General features: G+C 70.5%; 16 protein-coding genes. All 16 read right to left on the bottom strand.

Going from position 1 to position 13,847, the window contains the following annotated elements:
- Window positions 1–14: 14 nt before the first annotated feature.
- A complete protein-coding gene (locus F4692_RS14205; protein ID WP_179620249.1) occupies window positions 15–419 on the bottom strand; it encodes a F0F1 ATP synthase subunit epsilon in 405 nt (134 codons plus the stop codon).
- Window positions 419–1,873, bottom strand: a complete 1,455-nt coding sequence (atpD, locus tag F4692_RS14200) for a F0F1 ATP synthase subunit beta (RefSeq protein WP_179620248.1) — start codon at window positions 1,871–1,873, stop codon at window positions 419–421. The genes F4692_RS14205 and atpD overlap by 1 nt, the downstream gene beginning before the upstream one ends.
- 2 nt (window positions 1,874–1,875) lie before the next feature.
- Window positions 1,876–2,793 (bottom strand): F0F1 ATP synthase subunit gamma, encoded by a 918-nt coding sequence (locus tag F4692_RS14195; protein ID WP_179620247.1) that lies wholly within the window; start codon window positions 2,791–2,793, stop codon window positions 1,876–1,878.
- Window positions 2,794–2,797: 4 nt separating this feature from the next.
- The gene (atpA, locus tag F4692_RS14190; protein WP_179620246.1) at window positions 2,798–4,438 is read right to left on the bottom strand and encodes a F0F1 ATP synthase subunit alpha; all 1,641 of its coding nucleotides are present in this window, start codon (window positions 4,436–4,438) and stop codon (window positions 2,798–2,800) included.
- 67 nt (window positions 4,439–4,505) lie between these two features.
- Complete coding sequence (locus tag F4692_RS14185) at window positions 4,506–5,300, bottom strand: F0F1 ATP synthase subunit delta (protein WP_179620245.1); 795 nt, start codon at window positions 5,298–5,300, stop codon at window positions 4,506–4,508.
- On the bottom strand, window positions 5,300–5,866 hold the full coding sequence (locus F4692_RS14180; protein ID WP_179620244.1) for a F0F1 ATP synthase subunit B: 567 nt from the start codon (window positions 5,864–5,866) through the stop codon (window positions 5,300–5,302). Before F4692_RS14180 ends, F4692_RS14185 begins: the two co-directional genes overlap by 1 nt.
- A gap of 41 nt (window positions 5,867–5,907) precedes the next feature.
- Window positions 5,908–6,117, bottom strand: coding sequence for an ATP synthase F0 subunit C (gene atpE / locus F4692_RS14175; RefSeq protein ID WP_030482691.1), 210 nt, complete (start codon window positions 6,115–6,117; stop codon window positions 5,908–5,910).
- Between the two features lie 73 nt (window positions 6,118–6,190).
- Window positions 6,191–6,979 (bottom strand): F0F1 ATP synthase subunit A, encoded by a 789-nt coding sequence (atpB, locus tag F4692_RS14170; RefSeq protein ID WP_308645309.1) that lies wholly within the window; start codon window positions 6,977–6,979, stop codon window positions 6,191–6,193.
- Window positions 6,976–7,275 (bottom strand): AtpZ/AtpI family protein, encoded by a 300-nt coding sequence (locus tag F4692_RS14165; RefSeq protein WP_257029764.1) that lies wholly within the window; start codon window positions 7,273–7,275, stop codon window positions 6,976–6,978. Before F4692_RS14165 ends, atpB begins: the two co-directional genes overlap by 4 nt.
- The gene (locus F4692_RS14160; RefSeq protein ID WP_179620243.1) at window positions 7,272–7,730 is read right to left on the bottom strand and encodes a hypothetical protein; all 459 of its coding nucleotides are present in this window, start codon (window positions 7,728–7,730) and stop codon (window positions 7,272–7,274) included. The genes F4692_RS14165 and F4692_RS14160 overlap by 4 nt, the downstream gene beginning before the upstream one ends.
- A gap of 86 nt (window positions 7,731–7,816) precedes the next feature.
- The gene (locus F4692_RS14155) at window positions 7,817–9,079 is read right to left on the bottom strand and encodes an MraY family glycosyltransferase (protein WP_179620242.1); all 1,263 of its coding nucleotides are present in this window, start codon (window positions 9,077–9,079) and stop codon (window positions 7,817–7,819) included.
- Window positions 9,080–9,084: 5 nt separating this feature from the next.
- Window positions 9,085–9,750: an L-threonylcarbamoyladenylate synthase gene (locus tag F4692_RS14150; RefSeq protein ID WP_179620241.1), complete on the bottom strand. Its 666-nt coding sequence runs from the start codon at window positions 9,748–9,750 to the stop codon at window positions 9,085–9,087.
- Entirely contained in the window at window positions 9,747–10,577 is an 831-nt protein-coding gene (prmC, locus tag F4692_RS14145) for a peptide chain release factor N(5)-glutamine methyltransferase (RefSeq protein WP_179620240.1), read from the bottom strand. The genes F4692_RS14150 and prmC overlap by 4 nt, the downstream gene beginning before the upstream one ends.
- Window positions 10,574–11,647 (bottom strand): peptide chain release factor 1, encoded by a 1,074-nt coding sequence (gene prfA / locus F4692_RS14140; protein ID WP_179620239.1) that lies wholly within the window; start codon window positions 11,645–11,647, stop codon window positions 10,574–10,576. Before prfA ends, prmC begins: the two co-directional genes overlap by 4 nt.
- 138 nt (window positions 11,648–11,785) lie before the next feature.
- Window positions 11,786–12,007 (bottom strand): 50S ribosomal protein L31, encoded by a 222-nt coding sequence (rpmE, locus tag F4692_RS14135; RefSeq protein WP_179620238.1) that lies wholly within the window; start codon window positions 12,005–12,007, stop codon window positions 11,786–11,788.
- A 130-nt stretch (window positions 12,008–12,137) separates the two neighbouring features.
- On the bottom strand, window positions 12,138–13,847 hold a 1,710-nt coding region (gene rho, locus F4692_RS14130), incomplete at its 5' end, for a transcription termination factor Rho (protein WP_179620237.1).

The following is a 13,847-nucleotide window of genomic DNA, read 5'->3' as shown; positions in this document are numbered from 1 at the left end:
GTGGAGGGGCCTCGTCAGGAGGCCCGCTCCGCGGCACGTACGCGTGCTTCGGCGCGTCGCAGCTTCTCCTGCGCCGCGTCGTCGTTCTCGCCGGCCTCCCGGCAGCGCTCGAGCTCGGCGCGCGCGTTCTCGAGGTCGATCTCGTGCGACATCTCGGCCCGCTCGGCCAGGATCGAGACGCGGTTGTCGGCCACCGACAGGAAGCCGGCGTCGACCGCCGCGATCCAGGTCTCGCCCTCCGCCGTCTGCACGTCCACGACGCCCTCGATGATCGAGGACAGGAGCGGAGCGTGGTTCGGGAGGATGCCGACGTCGCCCTCGGTCGTGCGGGCGATGACCATGGTGGCCTGGCCCGACCAGACGAGCCGGTCGGCGGCGACCAGCTCGACCTGGAGGACCTTGTCGGTGGACTCGGCCATCAGAGGCTCTTCTGGATCTCGGACCACTTCTGCTCGACGTCGTCCAGACCGCCGCACATGAAGAAGGCCTGCTCGGCCACGTGGTCGTACTCGCCGTCAGCGATCTTGTTGAACGCCTCGATGGTGTCGGCCACCGGGACGGTCGAACCCTCGATGCCGGTGAACTGCTTGGCGACGTAGGTGTTCTGCGACAGGAAGCGCTGGATGCGACGGGCCCGGGAGACGATGATCTTGTCCTCCTCGGAGAGCTCGTCGACACCGAGGATGGCGATGATGTCCTGGAGCTCCTTGTTGCGCTGCAGGATCTGCTTGACGCGTACCGCGCAGCGGTAGTGGTCGTCGCCGATGTACTGCGGGTCGAGGATCCGCGAGGTCGACGTGAGCGGGTCCACGGCCGGGTAGATGCCGAGCGAGGCGATCTCGCGCGACAGCTCGGTCGTCGCGTCGAGGTGCGCGAAGGTCGTGGCCGGGGCGGGGTCGGTGTAGTCGTCGGCGGGGACGTAGATCGCCTGCAGCGAGGTGATCGAGTGTCCACGCGTGGACGTGATCCGCTCCTGGAGCTGGCCCATCTCGTCGGCGAGGTTGGGCTGGTAGCCCACCGCGGACGGCATGCGGCCGAGCAGGGTCGACACCTCGGAACCGGCCTGGGTGAAGCGGAAGATGTTGTCGATGAACAGCAGCACGTCCTGCTTCTGCACGTCGCGGAAGTACTCCGCCATCGTGAGGGCCGACAGCGCGACGCGCAGGCGGGTGCCCGGCGGCTCGTCCATCTGGCCGAAGACGAGGGCGGTCTGGCCGAGGACGCCGGCCTCCTCCATCTCGACGATGAGGTCGTTGCCCTCGCGGGTGCGCTCGCCGACACCGGCGAACACCGACACACCACCGTGGTCCTTGGCGACGCGGGCGATCATCTCCTGGATGAGCACGGTCTTGCCGACGCCGGCACCACCGAACAGGCCGATCTTGCCGCCCTGGACGTAGGGGGTGAGCAGGTCGATGACCTTGATGCCGGTCTCGAACATCTGGGTCTTGGACTCCAGCTGGTCGAAGGCCGGCGCCTTGCGGTGGATGCCCCAGCGCTCGGCGGGCTCGAAGGTCTCACCCTCGGCGAGGTTGAGCACGTCGCCGGTGGTGTTGAACACCTTGCCGAGCGTCGCGTCGCCGACGGGCACCGTGATCGAGGCGCCCGTGTCGGTGACCTGGCCGCCGCGGACGAGACCGTCGGTCGGCTTCATCGAGATGGCGCGGACCATGCCGTCGCCGATGTGCTGGGCGACCTCGAGGATGATCTGGCGGCTCTCGCCGCTCAGCTCGAAGTCGGCCGTGAGGGCGTTGTAGATGGGGGGCATCGAGTCGGTCGGGAACTCGATGTCCACGACGGGGCCGATGACCCGGGCGATGCGGCCGACGGTGCCGCCACCCTGGGTGGTCGTCTCTTCAACAGTGGCAGTCATGTTCACTCACTCCCGGCTTGGGCGTCGGCAAGGGCGTTGACGCCACCGACGATCTCGCTGATCTCTTGGGTAATGCCAGCCTGGCGGGCCTGGTTGGCGATGCGCTTGTACTTCTTGATGAGCTCGTCGGCGTTGTCCGTGGCGGACTTCATCGCCTTCTGTCGTGCGGCCAGCTCGGACGCGGCCGCCTGCAGCAGGGCGAAGAAGATGCGGCTCTGGACGTAGCGCGGCAGCAGGGAGTCGAGCACCTCCGACGGGGACGGCTCGAACTCGTAGAGCGGCAGCAGGTCGCCCTGCTCGGGCGGCTCGGTGCCCTCCACGACCTCCAGCGGGAGGAGTCGTACGGCGGTGGGCTCCTGGCTGAGCATCGAGCGGAACCGCGTGTAGACCACGTGGACCTCGTCGACGGCGCCCTCCTCCTCACCGGTCTCGGCGAGGAAGGCCTCGATCAGCGTGGCGCCGATCTCGGCCGCGACGTCGTATGTCGGCTGGTCGGAGAAACCCGTCCAGGACTGCACGACCGCGCGCTGGCGGAACTTGAAGTAGGCCTCGCCCTTGCGACCGCTGGTGTAGAGGTCGACGTCCTTGCCCTCGCCCTTGAGCTTCTCGACGAGGCGCTCGGCCTCCTTGATCACGCTCGAGGAGTAGGCGCCGGCCAGACCGCGGTCGGAGGTGACGATGAGGACCGCGGCCTTCTTCGGGTCCTCCGGCTCCAGCGTCAGCGCGTGGTCGACGTTGGAGAACGTCGCCACGGCCGACACAGCGCGGGTCAGCTCACGGGCGTACGGCGCGGCCGCCTGCGCCCGCTGCTGGGCCTTGATGATCCGCGACGCAGCGATGAGCTCCATCGCACGCGTGATCTTCTTCATCGACTCCGTCGACCTGATCCGCGCGCGGTACTCGCGTACGGAGAGAGCCATGGCGTCAGCCCCGCTTCTGCTTGACGATCTGCTCCTGCTCGACGTCCTCGTCCTCGAGGGCGACGTGCTCTTCCGTGCCGGCCTTGATGCTCTGGCCGTCGGAGGTCTCGAACTGGTCGAGGAAGGAGTCGTAGGCCGACGCGAGCTGGTCCTCGGTCGAGTCCTCGAACTTCAGGCTCTCGCGGATGCCGGCGAGGATGCCCTCGTGGCTGCGACGCAGGTAGTCGAGGAACTCGTTCTCGAAGCGCAGCACGTCGTCGGTGGGCACCTTGTCGAGGCGACCCGACGTGCCGGTCCACAGCGAGACGGTCATCTCCTCGACCGGGTACGGCGAGTACTGCGGCTGCTTCAGCAGGGCCATCAGGCGCTGGCCGCGGTCGAGCTGCTGGCGCGAGGCCGCGTCGAGGTCGGAGGCGAACATGGCGAAGGCCTCCATGGCGCGGAACTGCGCCAGGTCGACCTTGAGCGAGCCGGTGACGGCCTTCATCGCCTTGGTCATGGCCGAGCCACCCACGCGCGAGACCGAGACACCGACGTCGATCGCAGGCCGCTGGTTGGCGGCGAACAGGTCGGACTGCAAGAAGATCTGGCCGTCGGTGATCGAGATGACGTTGGTCGGGATGAACGCCGACACGTCGTTGGCCTTGGTCTCGATGATCGGCAGGCCGGTCATCGAGCCCTTGCCCATGTCGTCGGAGAGCTTCGCGCAGCGCTCGAGCAGCCGGCTGTGCAGGTAGAAGACGTCACCGGGGTACGCCTCGCGGCCCGGCGGGCGGCGCAGCAGCAGCGACACGGCGCGGTAGGCCTCGGCCTGCTTGGTCAGGTCGTCGAAGACGATCAGGACGTGCTTGCCGTCGTACATCCAGTGCTGGCCGATGGCCGAGCCGGTGTAGGGGGCGAGGTACTTGAAGCCGGCGGAGTCGGACGCCGGGGAGGCCACGATGGTGGTGTACTCCAGCGCGCCGGCCTCCTCGAGGGCACCGCGCACCGAGGCGATGGTGGAGCCCTTCTGGCCGATGGCGACGTAGATGCAGCGCACCTGCTTGTCCGGGTCGCCGGACTCCCAGTTGGCCTTCTGGTTGATGATCGTGTCGATCGCGATCGTCGTCTTGCCGGTCGCGCGGTCACCGATGATGAGCTGACGCTGGCCGCGGCCGATGGGCGTCAGGGAGTCGATGGCCTTGATGCCGGTGGCAAGGGGCTCGTGCACGGACTTGCGCACCATCACGCCGGGAGCCTGCAGCTCCAGGGCGCGACGCTCGTCGGACGCGATCTCACCGAGGCCGTCGATGGGGTTGCCGAGCGGGTCGACCACCCGGCCGAGGTAGTTCTCGCCCACGGGGACCGAGAGGATCTCGCCCGTGCGTCGCACGACCTGGCCCTCCTCGATCTTGTCGAAGTCACCCAGGACCACGACGCCGACCTCGCGGGTGTCGAGGTTGAGGGCGAGGCCGAGCGTGCCGTCCTCGAACTCGAGCAGCTCGTTGGCCATCACGGAGGGCAGGCCGGAGACACGGGCGATGCCGTCCGCGGCCTCAGCCACGGTGCCGACCTCTTCCTTGCTGGCCGACTCGGGCTTGTAGTCCGACACGAAGCGCTGAAGAGCGTCGCGGATCTCGTCCGGACGGATGGACAGCTCCGTCATTTCATCTCACCTGTTCTCTGCTGTGCCCAGTGGCTGGGCTCGGAAAGTTCTTGGATGGTCGTCGCGCTCAGCCGGCGAGCCTGCGCCCGGCCTCGTCGAGACGGGAGGAGACGGTGCCGTCGATGACGTCGTCACCGATCTCCACCCGGATGCCACCGATGACCTCCGGGTCGACGATGACGTTGAGGTGCACCTGTCGACCATAGGTCCGCTCGAGAGCGGCGGCCAACCGGTCGTGCTCGGGCCCGGTGAGCGGCTGCGCCACCCGCACGGTCGCCACTCCCTGACCCCGGACCTCGGCCGCCACCTTCTGGTAGCTGGCCAGGGCCACGGTCACGGTGCGGTGGCTGCCGGACAGCGACTGCTGCACCAGCGCGATGGTCGCCGGGAGCACCTTGTCGCCCAGCAGGCCGCCGATGAGCGCGGCCTTGTCGTCGCGACTGCGGGCCGGGTCGGAGAGCGCGTCGCGCAGCTCCGGGTGGTCCTGGACGAGTCGTCCCACCGCGAAGATCTCGTCCTCCAGGCGGGTGACGTCACTGCCGGTCGAGCGGACCGCCGCGACGACGCCCAGCTCCTCCAGCGCGTCGGGCAGGTCCCGCCCGGCACTCCACCGCTGCGCGACCGCCGCGGTGACCACGCCCAGTGCCTCGGCGGAGACCTTGCCGGACAGCACGCTGCGCAGCAGCTCGGCCTTGGCCTCCCCCGGGATGGACGCGTCCGTGGCCACCCGGCGCAGGCCGGGCTCGGAGCGAACGAGGTCGGAGATCCCGAACAGGTCCTGGGCCACGGTGCCCAGGTCGCCGTCGCCCGGCAGGGCGGCGGCAGCCGCGGCGTAGGCGTCCGCAGAGGCTCCTCGCATCATCAGTTGACGCTCCCCTGGGCAGAGGTGGAGCCGTTCTGCGTCTCGAGCTCGGTGAGGAACCGGTCCACGACCCGGCTCTGGCGAGCCTCGTCGTCCAGGCTCTCGCCCACGATGCGCCCGGCGAGGCCGGTCGCGAGCGCGCCGACCTCGGCGCGGAGCGAGGTGACCGCCTGCTGGCGCTCTGCCTCGATCTGGGTCTTGCCGTGCTCGACGATGCGGGTGGACTCGGCCTGGGCCTGCTCCCGCATCTCGGCGATGATCGCCGCCCCCTGCTCGCGCGCCTCCTCGCGGATGCGCGCAGCCTCGTGACGGGCGTCGGCGAGCTGCTTCTCGAGCTCGGCGAGCTTGGCGTCGGCCTCGGCCTGCTTGGACTCGGCCGCGCTGAGCCCACCCTCGATCGCCTGGGTGCGCTCGGCGAACGTCTTCTCGAAGCTCGGCACGACGAACTTGCGCATGAGCACGAAGAGGATCGCGAACACGATCAGGGCGAGGATGACCTCTGACCAGACCGGCAGCACGGGGCTGTGGGTCTCACCCTCAGCAGCTGCCAGGACGATGTGGTCCATGAGTCGAACTCCTACGGTCTAGTGCGGTCGTGGTGCGGACGTCAGAGAGGCAGGACGAACGCGAGCGCGACGGTGATGATGAAGAGCGCCTCGGCGAGAACGAAGCCAAGAATGGCGATCGACTGCAGACGGCTCTGGGCCTCGGGCTGGCGCGCGACGCCGGAGATGAACGCGGCGAAGATCAGGCCGATACCGACACCGGGACCGATGGCGGACAGGCCGAGACCGACCAGGTTGATGGAGCCTTCCACGGCTTTTCCTTTCGTCGGCGACGCGTCTCTCGCGCCGCTGTTTGGCGAAACTTGTGGGGGGTGGTGCTGCGGATCAGTGCTCGTCGGCGAGGGCCTCGCCGATGTACATCGAGCTCAGGAGCGTGAAGACGTAGGCCTGCAGGAACATGACCAGCATCTCGAGGAAGCTGACGCCGATGCCGAGCCCGAAGGACAGCACGCCGACGGCGCCGTAGAGGATGTTGCCGCTCGCGAGGAGCGCGGCGCCACCGGTGGCGAACAGGATCAGCAGCAGGTGGCCGGCGAACATGTTGCCGAACAGACGCAGCGTCAGCGTGACGGGGCGGATGATGATGTTGGAGAAGAACTCCAGCGGCACGAGCAGCAGCAGGATCGGGCCCTTGACGCCGCCCGGCATGGTCGCGTGCTTGAGGTAGCCCAGCGGGCCGTGCTTCCAGACGCCGGCGCCGACGTAGATGCCCCAGCTCAGCAGCGCGAGCGGGACGATGAAGCCGATGCGCGAGAAGCTCGGGAACTGCAGGAACGGGATCACGCCGTAGTAGTTGTTCACCAGGATGAAGGTGAACAGCGTGAAGAGGTAGGGCACGAACTTCATGTAGTGCTCGGACCCGATGTTGTCGCGCGCCATGTTGTTGCGCACGAAGCCGTAGATCATCTCGCCCGCGAACTGGAGGCGGCCCGGCACGAGCGAGGCGTTGCGCGAGGCGGCGTAGAAGAAGCCGAAGACCAGCACGGCCGAGAGGGCGAGCAGCACCATGGGCTTGGTGACGTCACCGAAGATCGGGGGCAGCTCGAAGCTCGCCGGGCCGGGGGCGTGGAAGCCCGAACCGCCCTCTGCTGCCACAGGCTGGGTGATGCTCACTCCGACTCCTCGTCGTTCGTCTGGTCAGTCCGGTCAGTGCGGGTGGTGCCCTGCTCGTCGGCGGTGAGCCGGTTGAGCTGCACGATCATCATGTAGGTGCCGAGGCCGGCGCCCAGCAGGACGCCCGCCGCCACCAGGAAGCGGGTGCCCAGCCACTGGTCCAGCAGCCAGCCGACCGCGCCGTAGAACAACACACCGGCCACGAGGTAGCTGGGAGCGCTGCTGCTGCGAGGTTGGGAGGAAGAGGCACTGGACTCGGCCATCGCGGTCCGAACGTTAGCAGTCGTGGCGCTCATGCCTCACCCCCGGTCGGGAGGTCGAAGTAGGGCACCCGCTCGCGGGCCGTGAGGACCAGGTGCGACACCGTCCACACGAGCGTGGCGAGCACCATCGAGCCCGCCAGCCAGCCCCGCTCCTGCGTGCTGGCGAACAGGTCGCCACGCGTGATCGCGAGGAACACCAGCAGCACGATCGCCAGCTGCGTCACGTAGGTGAGGAGCGCGACCAGCAGCGAGGCGGTGGGCATCGCGCTGGCGACGACGTGCATCGACATGGTGCCGAAGGAGACGACGAGCGCGACGAGGCCGGCGCCGACGGCGGCCGCCCCCGCAGCGGACGGGCCGTGGACGAGCCCGGCGACCGCGCACGCGGCGACGCCCGCGAGGAGCGTCAGGGCGGCTGCGCGGACCACGACCCGCACGCCCGGCACGAGGCTGCTGCGGCGGGGGATCGCGCTGCTCTCGGTCGTCATCTCGGCGGCCTGTCTGGTCTCGGCGGTCGGCTTGCTTGAACGCTCGTGAAAACTATCACAAAGTCCCGGACGGGCCCCACACGGGGTCAGGCGGTGCTCTCCCCCGCCCGGCCGGACGCCTCCACGACACCCTCCGCGGGCGCCGAGGTCAAGTCGGCGGGCTCGCCGGCGGGCTCGTCGGCGGGCTCGTCGACCCGGCCCTCCACCGAGGCGTTCTCGGGGAGTCCGGTGTCGCCCAGGCCGGTCTTGCGCGGCCGGTTGACCCGCGGCAGGACGAACGTCAGCGCCACGCTCAGCGCGAGCATCGAGCCGACGCTCCACCAGACCCACGCGCTGTCGAAGAGGCTGACGAGCACGGCGCCGGTGGCGATCGTGAAGGCCCACATCCACATGATCAGCACGGCGCGGCGCTGCGAGTGGCCGATCTCGAGCAGCCGGTGGTGCAGGTGCTGCTTGTCCGCGCTCATGGGCGAGCGGCCCGCGCGGGTGCGGCGTACGACCGCGAGCACGAGGTCGACGATCGGCACCATCAGCAGCGAGATGGGCAGCAGCACCGGCAGGACCGTGGCGAAGAGGCTGTTGCCCCCGACCTCCGGCATGCCTGAGAACTGCCCGGTCAGCGTCAGCGCGCTGGCCGAGAGCACCAGGCCGATGAGCATCGAGCCGGAGTCGCCCATGAAGAGGCGCGCCGGGTGGAAGTTGTGCGGCAGGAATCCCGCGCAGGCGCCGGCCAGCGCCGCGCTGAGCAGCGCGCCGGTGGTGACGAGGGTGAGGTTGTTCTGCGCCGAGACGGTGTAGCAGTAGAGGAAGAACGCGGCCGCCCCGATCCCGACCACGCCGGAGGCGAGGCCGTCGAGGCCGTCCACGAAGTTGACGGCGTTCATGGTCCCGATCACCAGGACCAGCGTGAGCAGCGCCCCCTGGGCGTCGTCGAGGGCGAACTGGGTGCCGTCGGCCCCCGGGAAGTACCAGAACCGCACCCCGAACACGACGAGCAGCCCCGCGGCGAGCACCTGGCCGCCGAGCTTGGTCAGCGCGTCGAGGTCGAAGATGTCGTCGACCACCCCGACCGCGCAGACGAGGGCGCCGGCGAGCAGCACCACCCCCGCGTCCTTGAAGACGAATCCCTCGCTGCGGCTGAGGAACGGCAGCTCGCGCGCCACGAGGTAGGCCGCGCCCAGCCCGCCGAGCATCGCGAGGCCGCCGAGGTAGGGGATCGGCTCGGCGTGCACGTCGCGGTCACGCACCGCCGCGACCGCCCCGGTGCGCAGCGCGATCTCACGGGCGACGACGGTGAGCAGGTAGGTGACCGACAGGGCCACCAGGAAGACGAGGAGGTACTCCCGCATCCGGCCTAGCCCTGGTCCTCGAGCACGACGCCGTGCTCCGCGATGGCCGCGTTGAGGGTGTCGAGGGACAGTGCGCCGAGGCGCAGCACGCGCCCCTCGGAGACGGTGACGTCGATGATGGTGGAGGCCTCGCCACCGGGAGACGTGCCGCCGTCGACGATCACCGCGACGGCGTCGCCCAGCATCTCCTCGGCCTGGTCGGCGTCGGTCGCGGCGGGTCGTCCGGTGAGGTTGGCCGAGCTGACGGCCAGCGGCCCGGTGCGCTCGAGGACGGCGAGCGCCACCTCGTCGTCGGGCATCCGGACGGCGACGGTGCCGCGGGTCTCGCCGAGGTCCCACATGAGCGAGCCCTGCTGGCGGCACACCAGCGTGAGGGGGCCGGGCCAGAACTGCTCGACGAGGGTGCGCGCCCAGGGCGGCACCGTCTCGGCGAGGGCGTCGAGGGTCGTCGGGGCCGACACGAGGACCGGCGGCGGCATCTCGCGGCCGCGGCCCTTGGCGTCGAGCAGCCGCTGCACCGCCTCGTGGGAGAAGGCGTCGGCAGCGATGCCGTACACCGTGTCGGTGGGGATGACCACCAGGTCCCCGCGTCGTACGGCGCCGGCGGCGGCGGTCACCGCCGCCTCCCGCTCCTCCTCGGTCGAGGTCTCGAGCCTGTCCACGTCGCTCATCGTGCCAGTCGCGCGGTCAGGTAGCGCGCTCGACCCGCGAGGTCGGCGTGGTCGCGCACGTCGCGCCACCGCCCGCTCGCGACGAACACGGCCGGGGCCGACTCGCCCTGGAGGTCGGCGTGCTCCGCGCCCACCACTCCCCCGGGCCGCAGCAGCAGGGCCGCGCGCGCCTCGAGCAGGCGCATCGCGTCCAGGCCGTCGTCGCCGCTGAAGAGCGCCAGGTGGGGGTCGTGGTCGCGGGCCTCGACGGCCACCGACTCCCACGCCTCCAGCGGGATGTAGGGCGGGTTGCACACGACGACGTCGACGGTGCCGGCGAGGTCGTCGAACGCCGCGAAGGCGTCGCCGAGCCGCAGGTCGACGTCGGTCAGGTTGCGGCGGGCCCAGGCGTGGGCCTCGGGGCTCAGCTCGACCGCGTGCACCTCGGCGTGGGGCACCTCGTCCTTCACCGCTGCGGCGATGGCGCCGGACCCGGTGCACAGGTCGACCACGACCGGTGCTCCGTCGCACGCCAGCGCCTGCTCGATCGCCCAGCCCGCGAGCAGCTCGGTCTCCGGCCGCGGGACGAACACCCCGGGACCGACCGCGAGCTCGACGTGGCGGAAGGCCGCGGTGCCGGTCAGGTGCTGCAGCGGCTCGCGCCGCGCGCGTCGCTCGAGCAGCGCGTCGTACGCCGCCAGCTGGGCCTCGTCGAGCCCGTCGGCGAGCGGCAGCCGACCGAGCCCGACCCCGAGGACGTGCGCCAGCAGCAGGTCGGCGTCGCGCTCGGGCGACGCGACGCCCGCCTCCCGCAGCTGCTCGGCAGCCCTGCGGCGCAGGTCCCTCACTGCTCGAGCGCGGCGAGCCGGGCCGCCATGTCGGCCTCGACGCACGAGTCGAGGACCGGCTGGAGGTCGCCGTCGAGCACCTGGTCGAGGTTGTAGGACTTGTAGCCGGTGCGGTGGTCGGAGATCCGGTTCTCCGGGAAGTTGTAGGTGCGGATCCGCTCGGATCGGTCCACCGTGCGCACCTGCGACCTGCGCGCCTCGCTCGCCTCGGCGTCGGCGGCGTCCTGGGCGGCCTGCAGCAGCCGCGCGCGCAGGATCCGCATCGCCTGGTCCTTGTTCTGCAGCTGGCTCTTCTCGTTCTGGCAGCTGACCACGATGCCGGTGGGCAGGTGCGTGATCCGCACCGCCGAGTCGGTCGTGTTGACGCTCTGGCCGCCGGGACCGCTGGAGCGGAAGACGTCGATGCGCAGGTCGTTGTCGTCGATGGTCACGTCGACCTGCTCGGCCTCGGGCATCACGAGCACGCCGGCCGCCGACGTGTGGACGCGTCCCTGCGACTCCGTCACCGGCACCCGCTGGACCCGGTGCACGCCGCCCTCGAACTTGAGCAGGGCGTACGGCGCCTGACCGGGCTCGACGCTCCCGCGGGCCTTCACGGCCGCGGTGACCGACTTGTAGCCGCCGAGGTCGGACTCGGTGGCGTCGAGGACCTCGACGCTCCAGCCGCGTGCCTCGGCGTAGCGGGAGTACATCCGGAGCAGGTCGCCGGCAAAGAGGGCGGACTCCTCACCGCCCTCCCCCGACTTGATCTCCAGCAGGGCGTCCTTGCCGTCGGACGGGTCGCGCGGGACCAGGAGCCGGCGCAGGCGCTCCTCCGCCAGCTCGCGGCGCACGGCCAGCTCGTCGGCCTCCCGGGCGAAGGCCGGGTCGTCGGCGCCGAGCTCGCGCGCCGCCTCGATGTCGTCACCGAGCTGGCGCCACTCCTGCCACGTGCCGACGACGGCGGTCAGCTCGGCGTACCTCTGGTTCAGCTGCTTGGCGAGGCGCTGGTCGGCGTGGGTCTCCGGGAGCGCCAGGCGTCGCTCGAGCTCGGAGTGCTCCTCGCGCATCCCCTCGACGGCCTCGAACACGGGGCTCCTCCTCGGATCTGGGGTGGAGCGGTGCGTGAGACACGTTCTCGGGGCTCGGAACGTGCCTCACGCACCGCTCGGACAGACGACAAGGCGCCGGCCACCCGCGCAGTGCGGGCGACCGGCGCCTGGCGTGGACTACTTGGAGTCAGCAGTCTTCTTGGCGTAGCGGGCCTCGAAGCGGGCGACGCGGCCGCCGGTGTCGAGGATCTTCTGCTTGCCGGTGTAGAACGGGTGGCACTGCGAGCAGACATCGGCGTGGATCGAGCCGGAGGTCGCGGTGCTGCGGGTGGTGAACGACGCGCCACAAGTGCAGGTGACCTGGGTCTCGACGTACTCGGGGTGGGTGTCCTTCTTCATGGGTGTCCTCTCGAATTGCTCCGGGTCGCCCGCGTGGATCGCGTATGACGTGAACCGGAACCGACGCACAAGTGTGCCACCGGTCTGAACAGCGGCGCCAATCCGGGCATTCCCGGACCGGCGCCCGGGGTCAGCGGCCGACGACCTTCGCCACGGCCTGCTGCGAGTCGGCGGCGGCGAGCCGCTTGCGCAGGTCGCCCACGACCGCTCCCTCGGCGGGTGCGAGCAGCTTCTCCTCGTGGCGGGTCCGCGAGCGTGCCACGTCGACGGCGGGGACGATGCCCGCACCGGCGCGGTCCGCGCTGAGGACCAGCTCGAGGTTCTCGGTGCCCGCGATCTCCTCGAGGAAGAACTCGTCGGTCGCCGAGCCGGTGCCGACCGCGACGGTCGCGAGCACCGTGAGCGAGCCGGCGTCCTCGATCTTGCGCGCCGCGCCGAAGAACTCCTTCGTCGGGTGCACCGCCGAGGAGTCCACGATGCCCGCCAGCACGCGGCCGTTGGGCGGGGCGGCCAGGTTGTACGCCCGGCCGAGGCGGGTCAGCGAGTCGAGCAGGACGACCACGTCGTGGCCGAGCTCGACGAGCCGCTTGGCGCGCTCGATGGCGAGCTCTGCGACGAGGGTGTGGTCGGCCGGCTGCCGGTCGAACGTGGAGGCGACGACCTCGCCCTTGACGGCGCGCTGGAAGTCGGTGACCTCTTCCGGGCGGGCGTCGACCAGGACCACCATGACGTGGCACTCCGGGTTGTTGGTCGTCACCGACTGCGCGATCGACTGCAGCAGCGACGTGACGCCCGTGCGCGGCGGGGCAAGGATCAGCCCACGCTGGCCCTTGCCGATCGGCGAGGCGATGTCGATGACCTTGCCGGTGAGGTTGGCCTCGTCGGTCGCCAGGCGCAGGCGCTGGTGGGGGTGCACCGGGACGGCGTCGTGGAAGTCGGGGCGCTCCTTGGCGCCCTCGGCCTCCGTGCCGTTGACGCTGTCGATGCGCACCATCGGGTTGAACTTCTCGCGGCGCTCGCCCTCGCGCGGCTGGCGGACCTGCCCGACCACGGCGTCGCCGCGGCGCAGGTGGTACTTGCGCACCATCGACAGCGAGAGGTAGACGTCCTCGGTCCCCGGCAGGTAGCCCGACGTCCGGACGAAGGCGCAGTTGTCGAGGACGTCGAGGATGCCCGCCGCCGGCACGAGCACGTCGTCCTCGAGGATCGTGGTGTCGGGCTCGTTGCGACCGCCCTGGCGCGTCGCCGTGCGGTCGCGGCCGCGGCGGCGACGGTTGCGGCGGCTGCCGCCCTCGCCGTCCTCGTCGTCGTCGAACTGGCCCTGGTTCTGTTGCTGCTGCTGGTTCTGGTGCTGCTGGTCCTGGTCCTGGTGCTGCTGACCCTGGTGCTGCTGACCTTGGCGCTGGTTCTGCTGGTTGCCCTGGTCCTGCCTGGGCTGCTGCTTCTGGTCCTGCTTCTGACCCTGCCTCTGGTCCTGCCGGTCGGACTGCCTCTGGTCCTGCTTCGGGTCCTGCTTCGGGTCCTGCTTCTGGTCCTGCTTGTTCTTGCCCTGCTTGTCCCGCTGCTTGTCCTGCTGCTTGTCCCGCTGCTTGTCCTGCTTCGGGCCCTTGCCGGACTTCTCGGCTCCGGCCGCGGCCTCGGGCTGCTCGGGCGCCTCGGACCGCGCGGCCTGCTGGTCGGCCTGCTGCTCGGCCTGCTGCTCGGCCTGCTGCTCGGCCTGCTTGTCGGCCTGGCGCTGCTTGCGGGTGCGGGTGCGTACGGTCGTCTGGGCTGCCGGCTCCGCGGCGGACTCCTGGGCGGGAGCAGCGGCGCGCGGCTCCTCCGCGGTGGCCGCGGAGGT

It is taken from the genome of Nocardioides cavernae (assembly GCF_013410035.1).
Taxonomy (GTDB): Bacteria; Actinomycetota; Actinomycetes; order Propionibacteriales; family Nocardioidaceae; genus Nocardioides; species Nocardioides cavernae_A.
This window is presented reverse-complemented; position numbering and strand designations above follow the sequence as displayed.

Bases quoted from the DNA above. Each gene is read 5' to 3' on its own strand.
- F4692_RS14205 (WP_179620249.1), bottom strand. From the start codon at position 419: ATGGCCGAGTCCACCGACAAGGTCCTCCAGGTCGAGCTGGTCGCCGCC.
- atpD (WP_179620248.1), bottom strand. From the start codon at position 1,873: ATGACTGCCACTGTTGAAGAGACGACCACCCAGGGTGGCGGCACCGTC.
- F4692_RS14195 (WP_179620247.1), bottom strand. From the start codon at position 2,793: ATGGCTCTCTCCGTACGCGAGTACCGCGCGCGGATCAGGTCGACGGAG.
- atpA (WP_179620246.1), bottom strand. From the start codon at position 4,438: ATGACGGAGCTGTCCATCCGTCCGGACGAGATCCGCGACGCTCTTCAG.
- F4692_RS14185 (WP_179620245.1), bottom strand. From the start codon at position 5,300: ATGATGCGAGGAGCCTCTGCGGACGCCTACGCCGCGGCTGCCGCCGCC.
- F4692_RS14180 (WP_179620244.1), bottom strand. From the start codon at position 5,866: ATGGACCACATCGTCCTGGCAGCTGCTGAGGGTGAGACCCACAGCCCC.
- F4692_RS14165 (WP_257029764.1), bottom strand. From the start codon at position 7,275: ATGAGCGCCACGACTGCTAACGTTCGGACCGCGATGGCCGAGTCCAGT.
- F4692_RS14160 (WP_179620243.1), bottom strand. From the start codon at position 7,730: ATGACGACCGAGAGCAGCGCGATCCCCCGCCGCAGCAGCCTCGTGCCG.
- F4692_RS14155 (WP_179620242.1), bottom strand. From the start codon at position 9,079: ATGCGGGAGTACCTCCTCGTCTTCCTGGTGGCCCTGTCGGTCACCTAC.
- F4692_RS14150 (WP_179620241.1), bottom strand. From the start codon at position 9,750: ATGAGCGACGTGGACAGGCTCGAGACCTCGACCGAGGAGGAGCGGGAG.
- rpmE (WP_179620238.1), bottom strand. From the start codon at position 12,007: ATGAAGAAGGACACCCACCCCGAGTACGTCGAGACCCAGGTCACCTGC.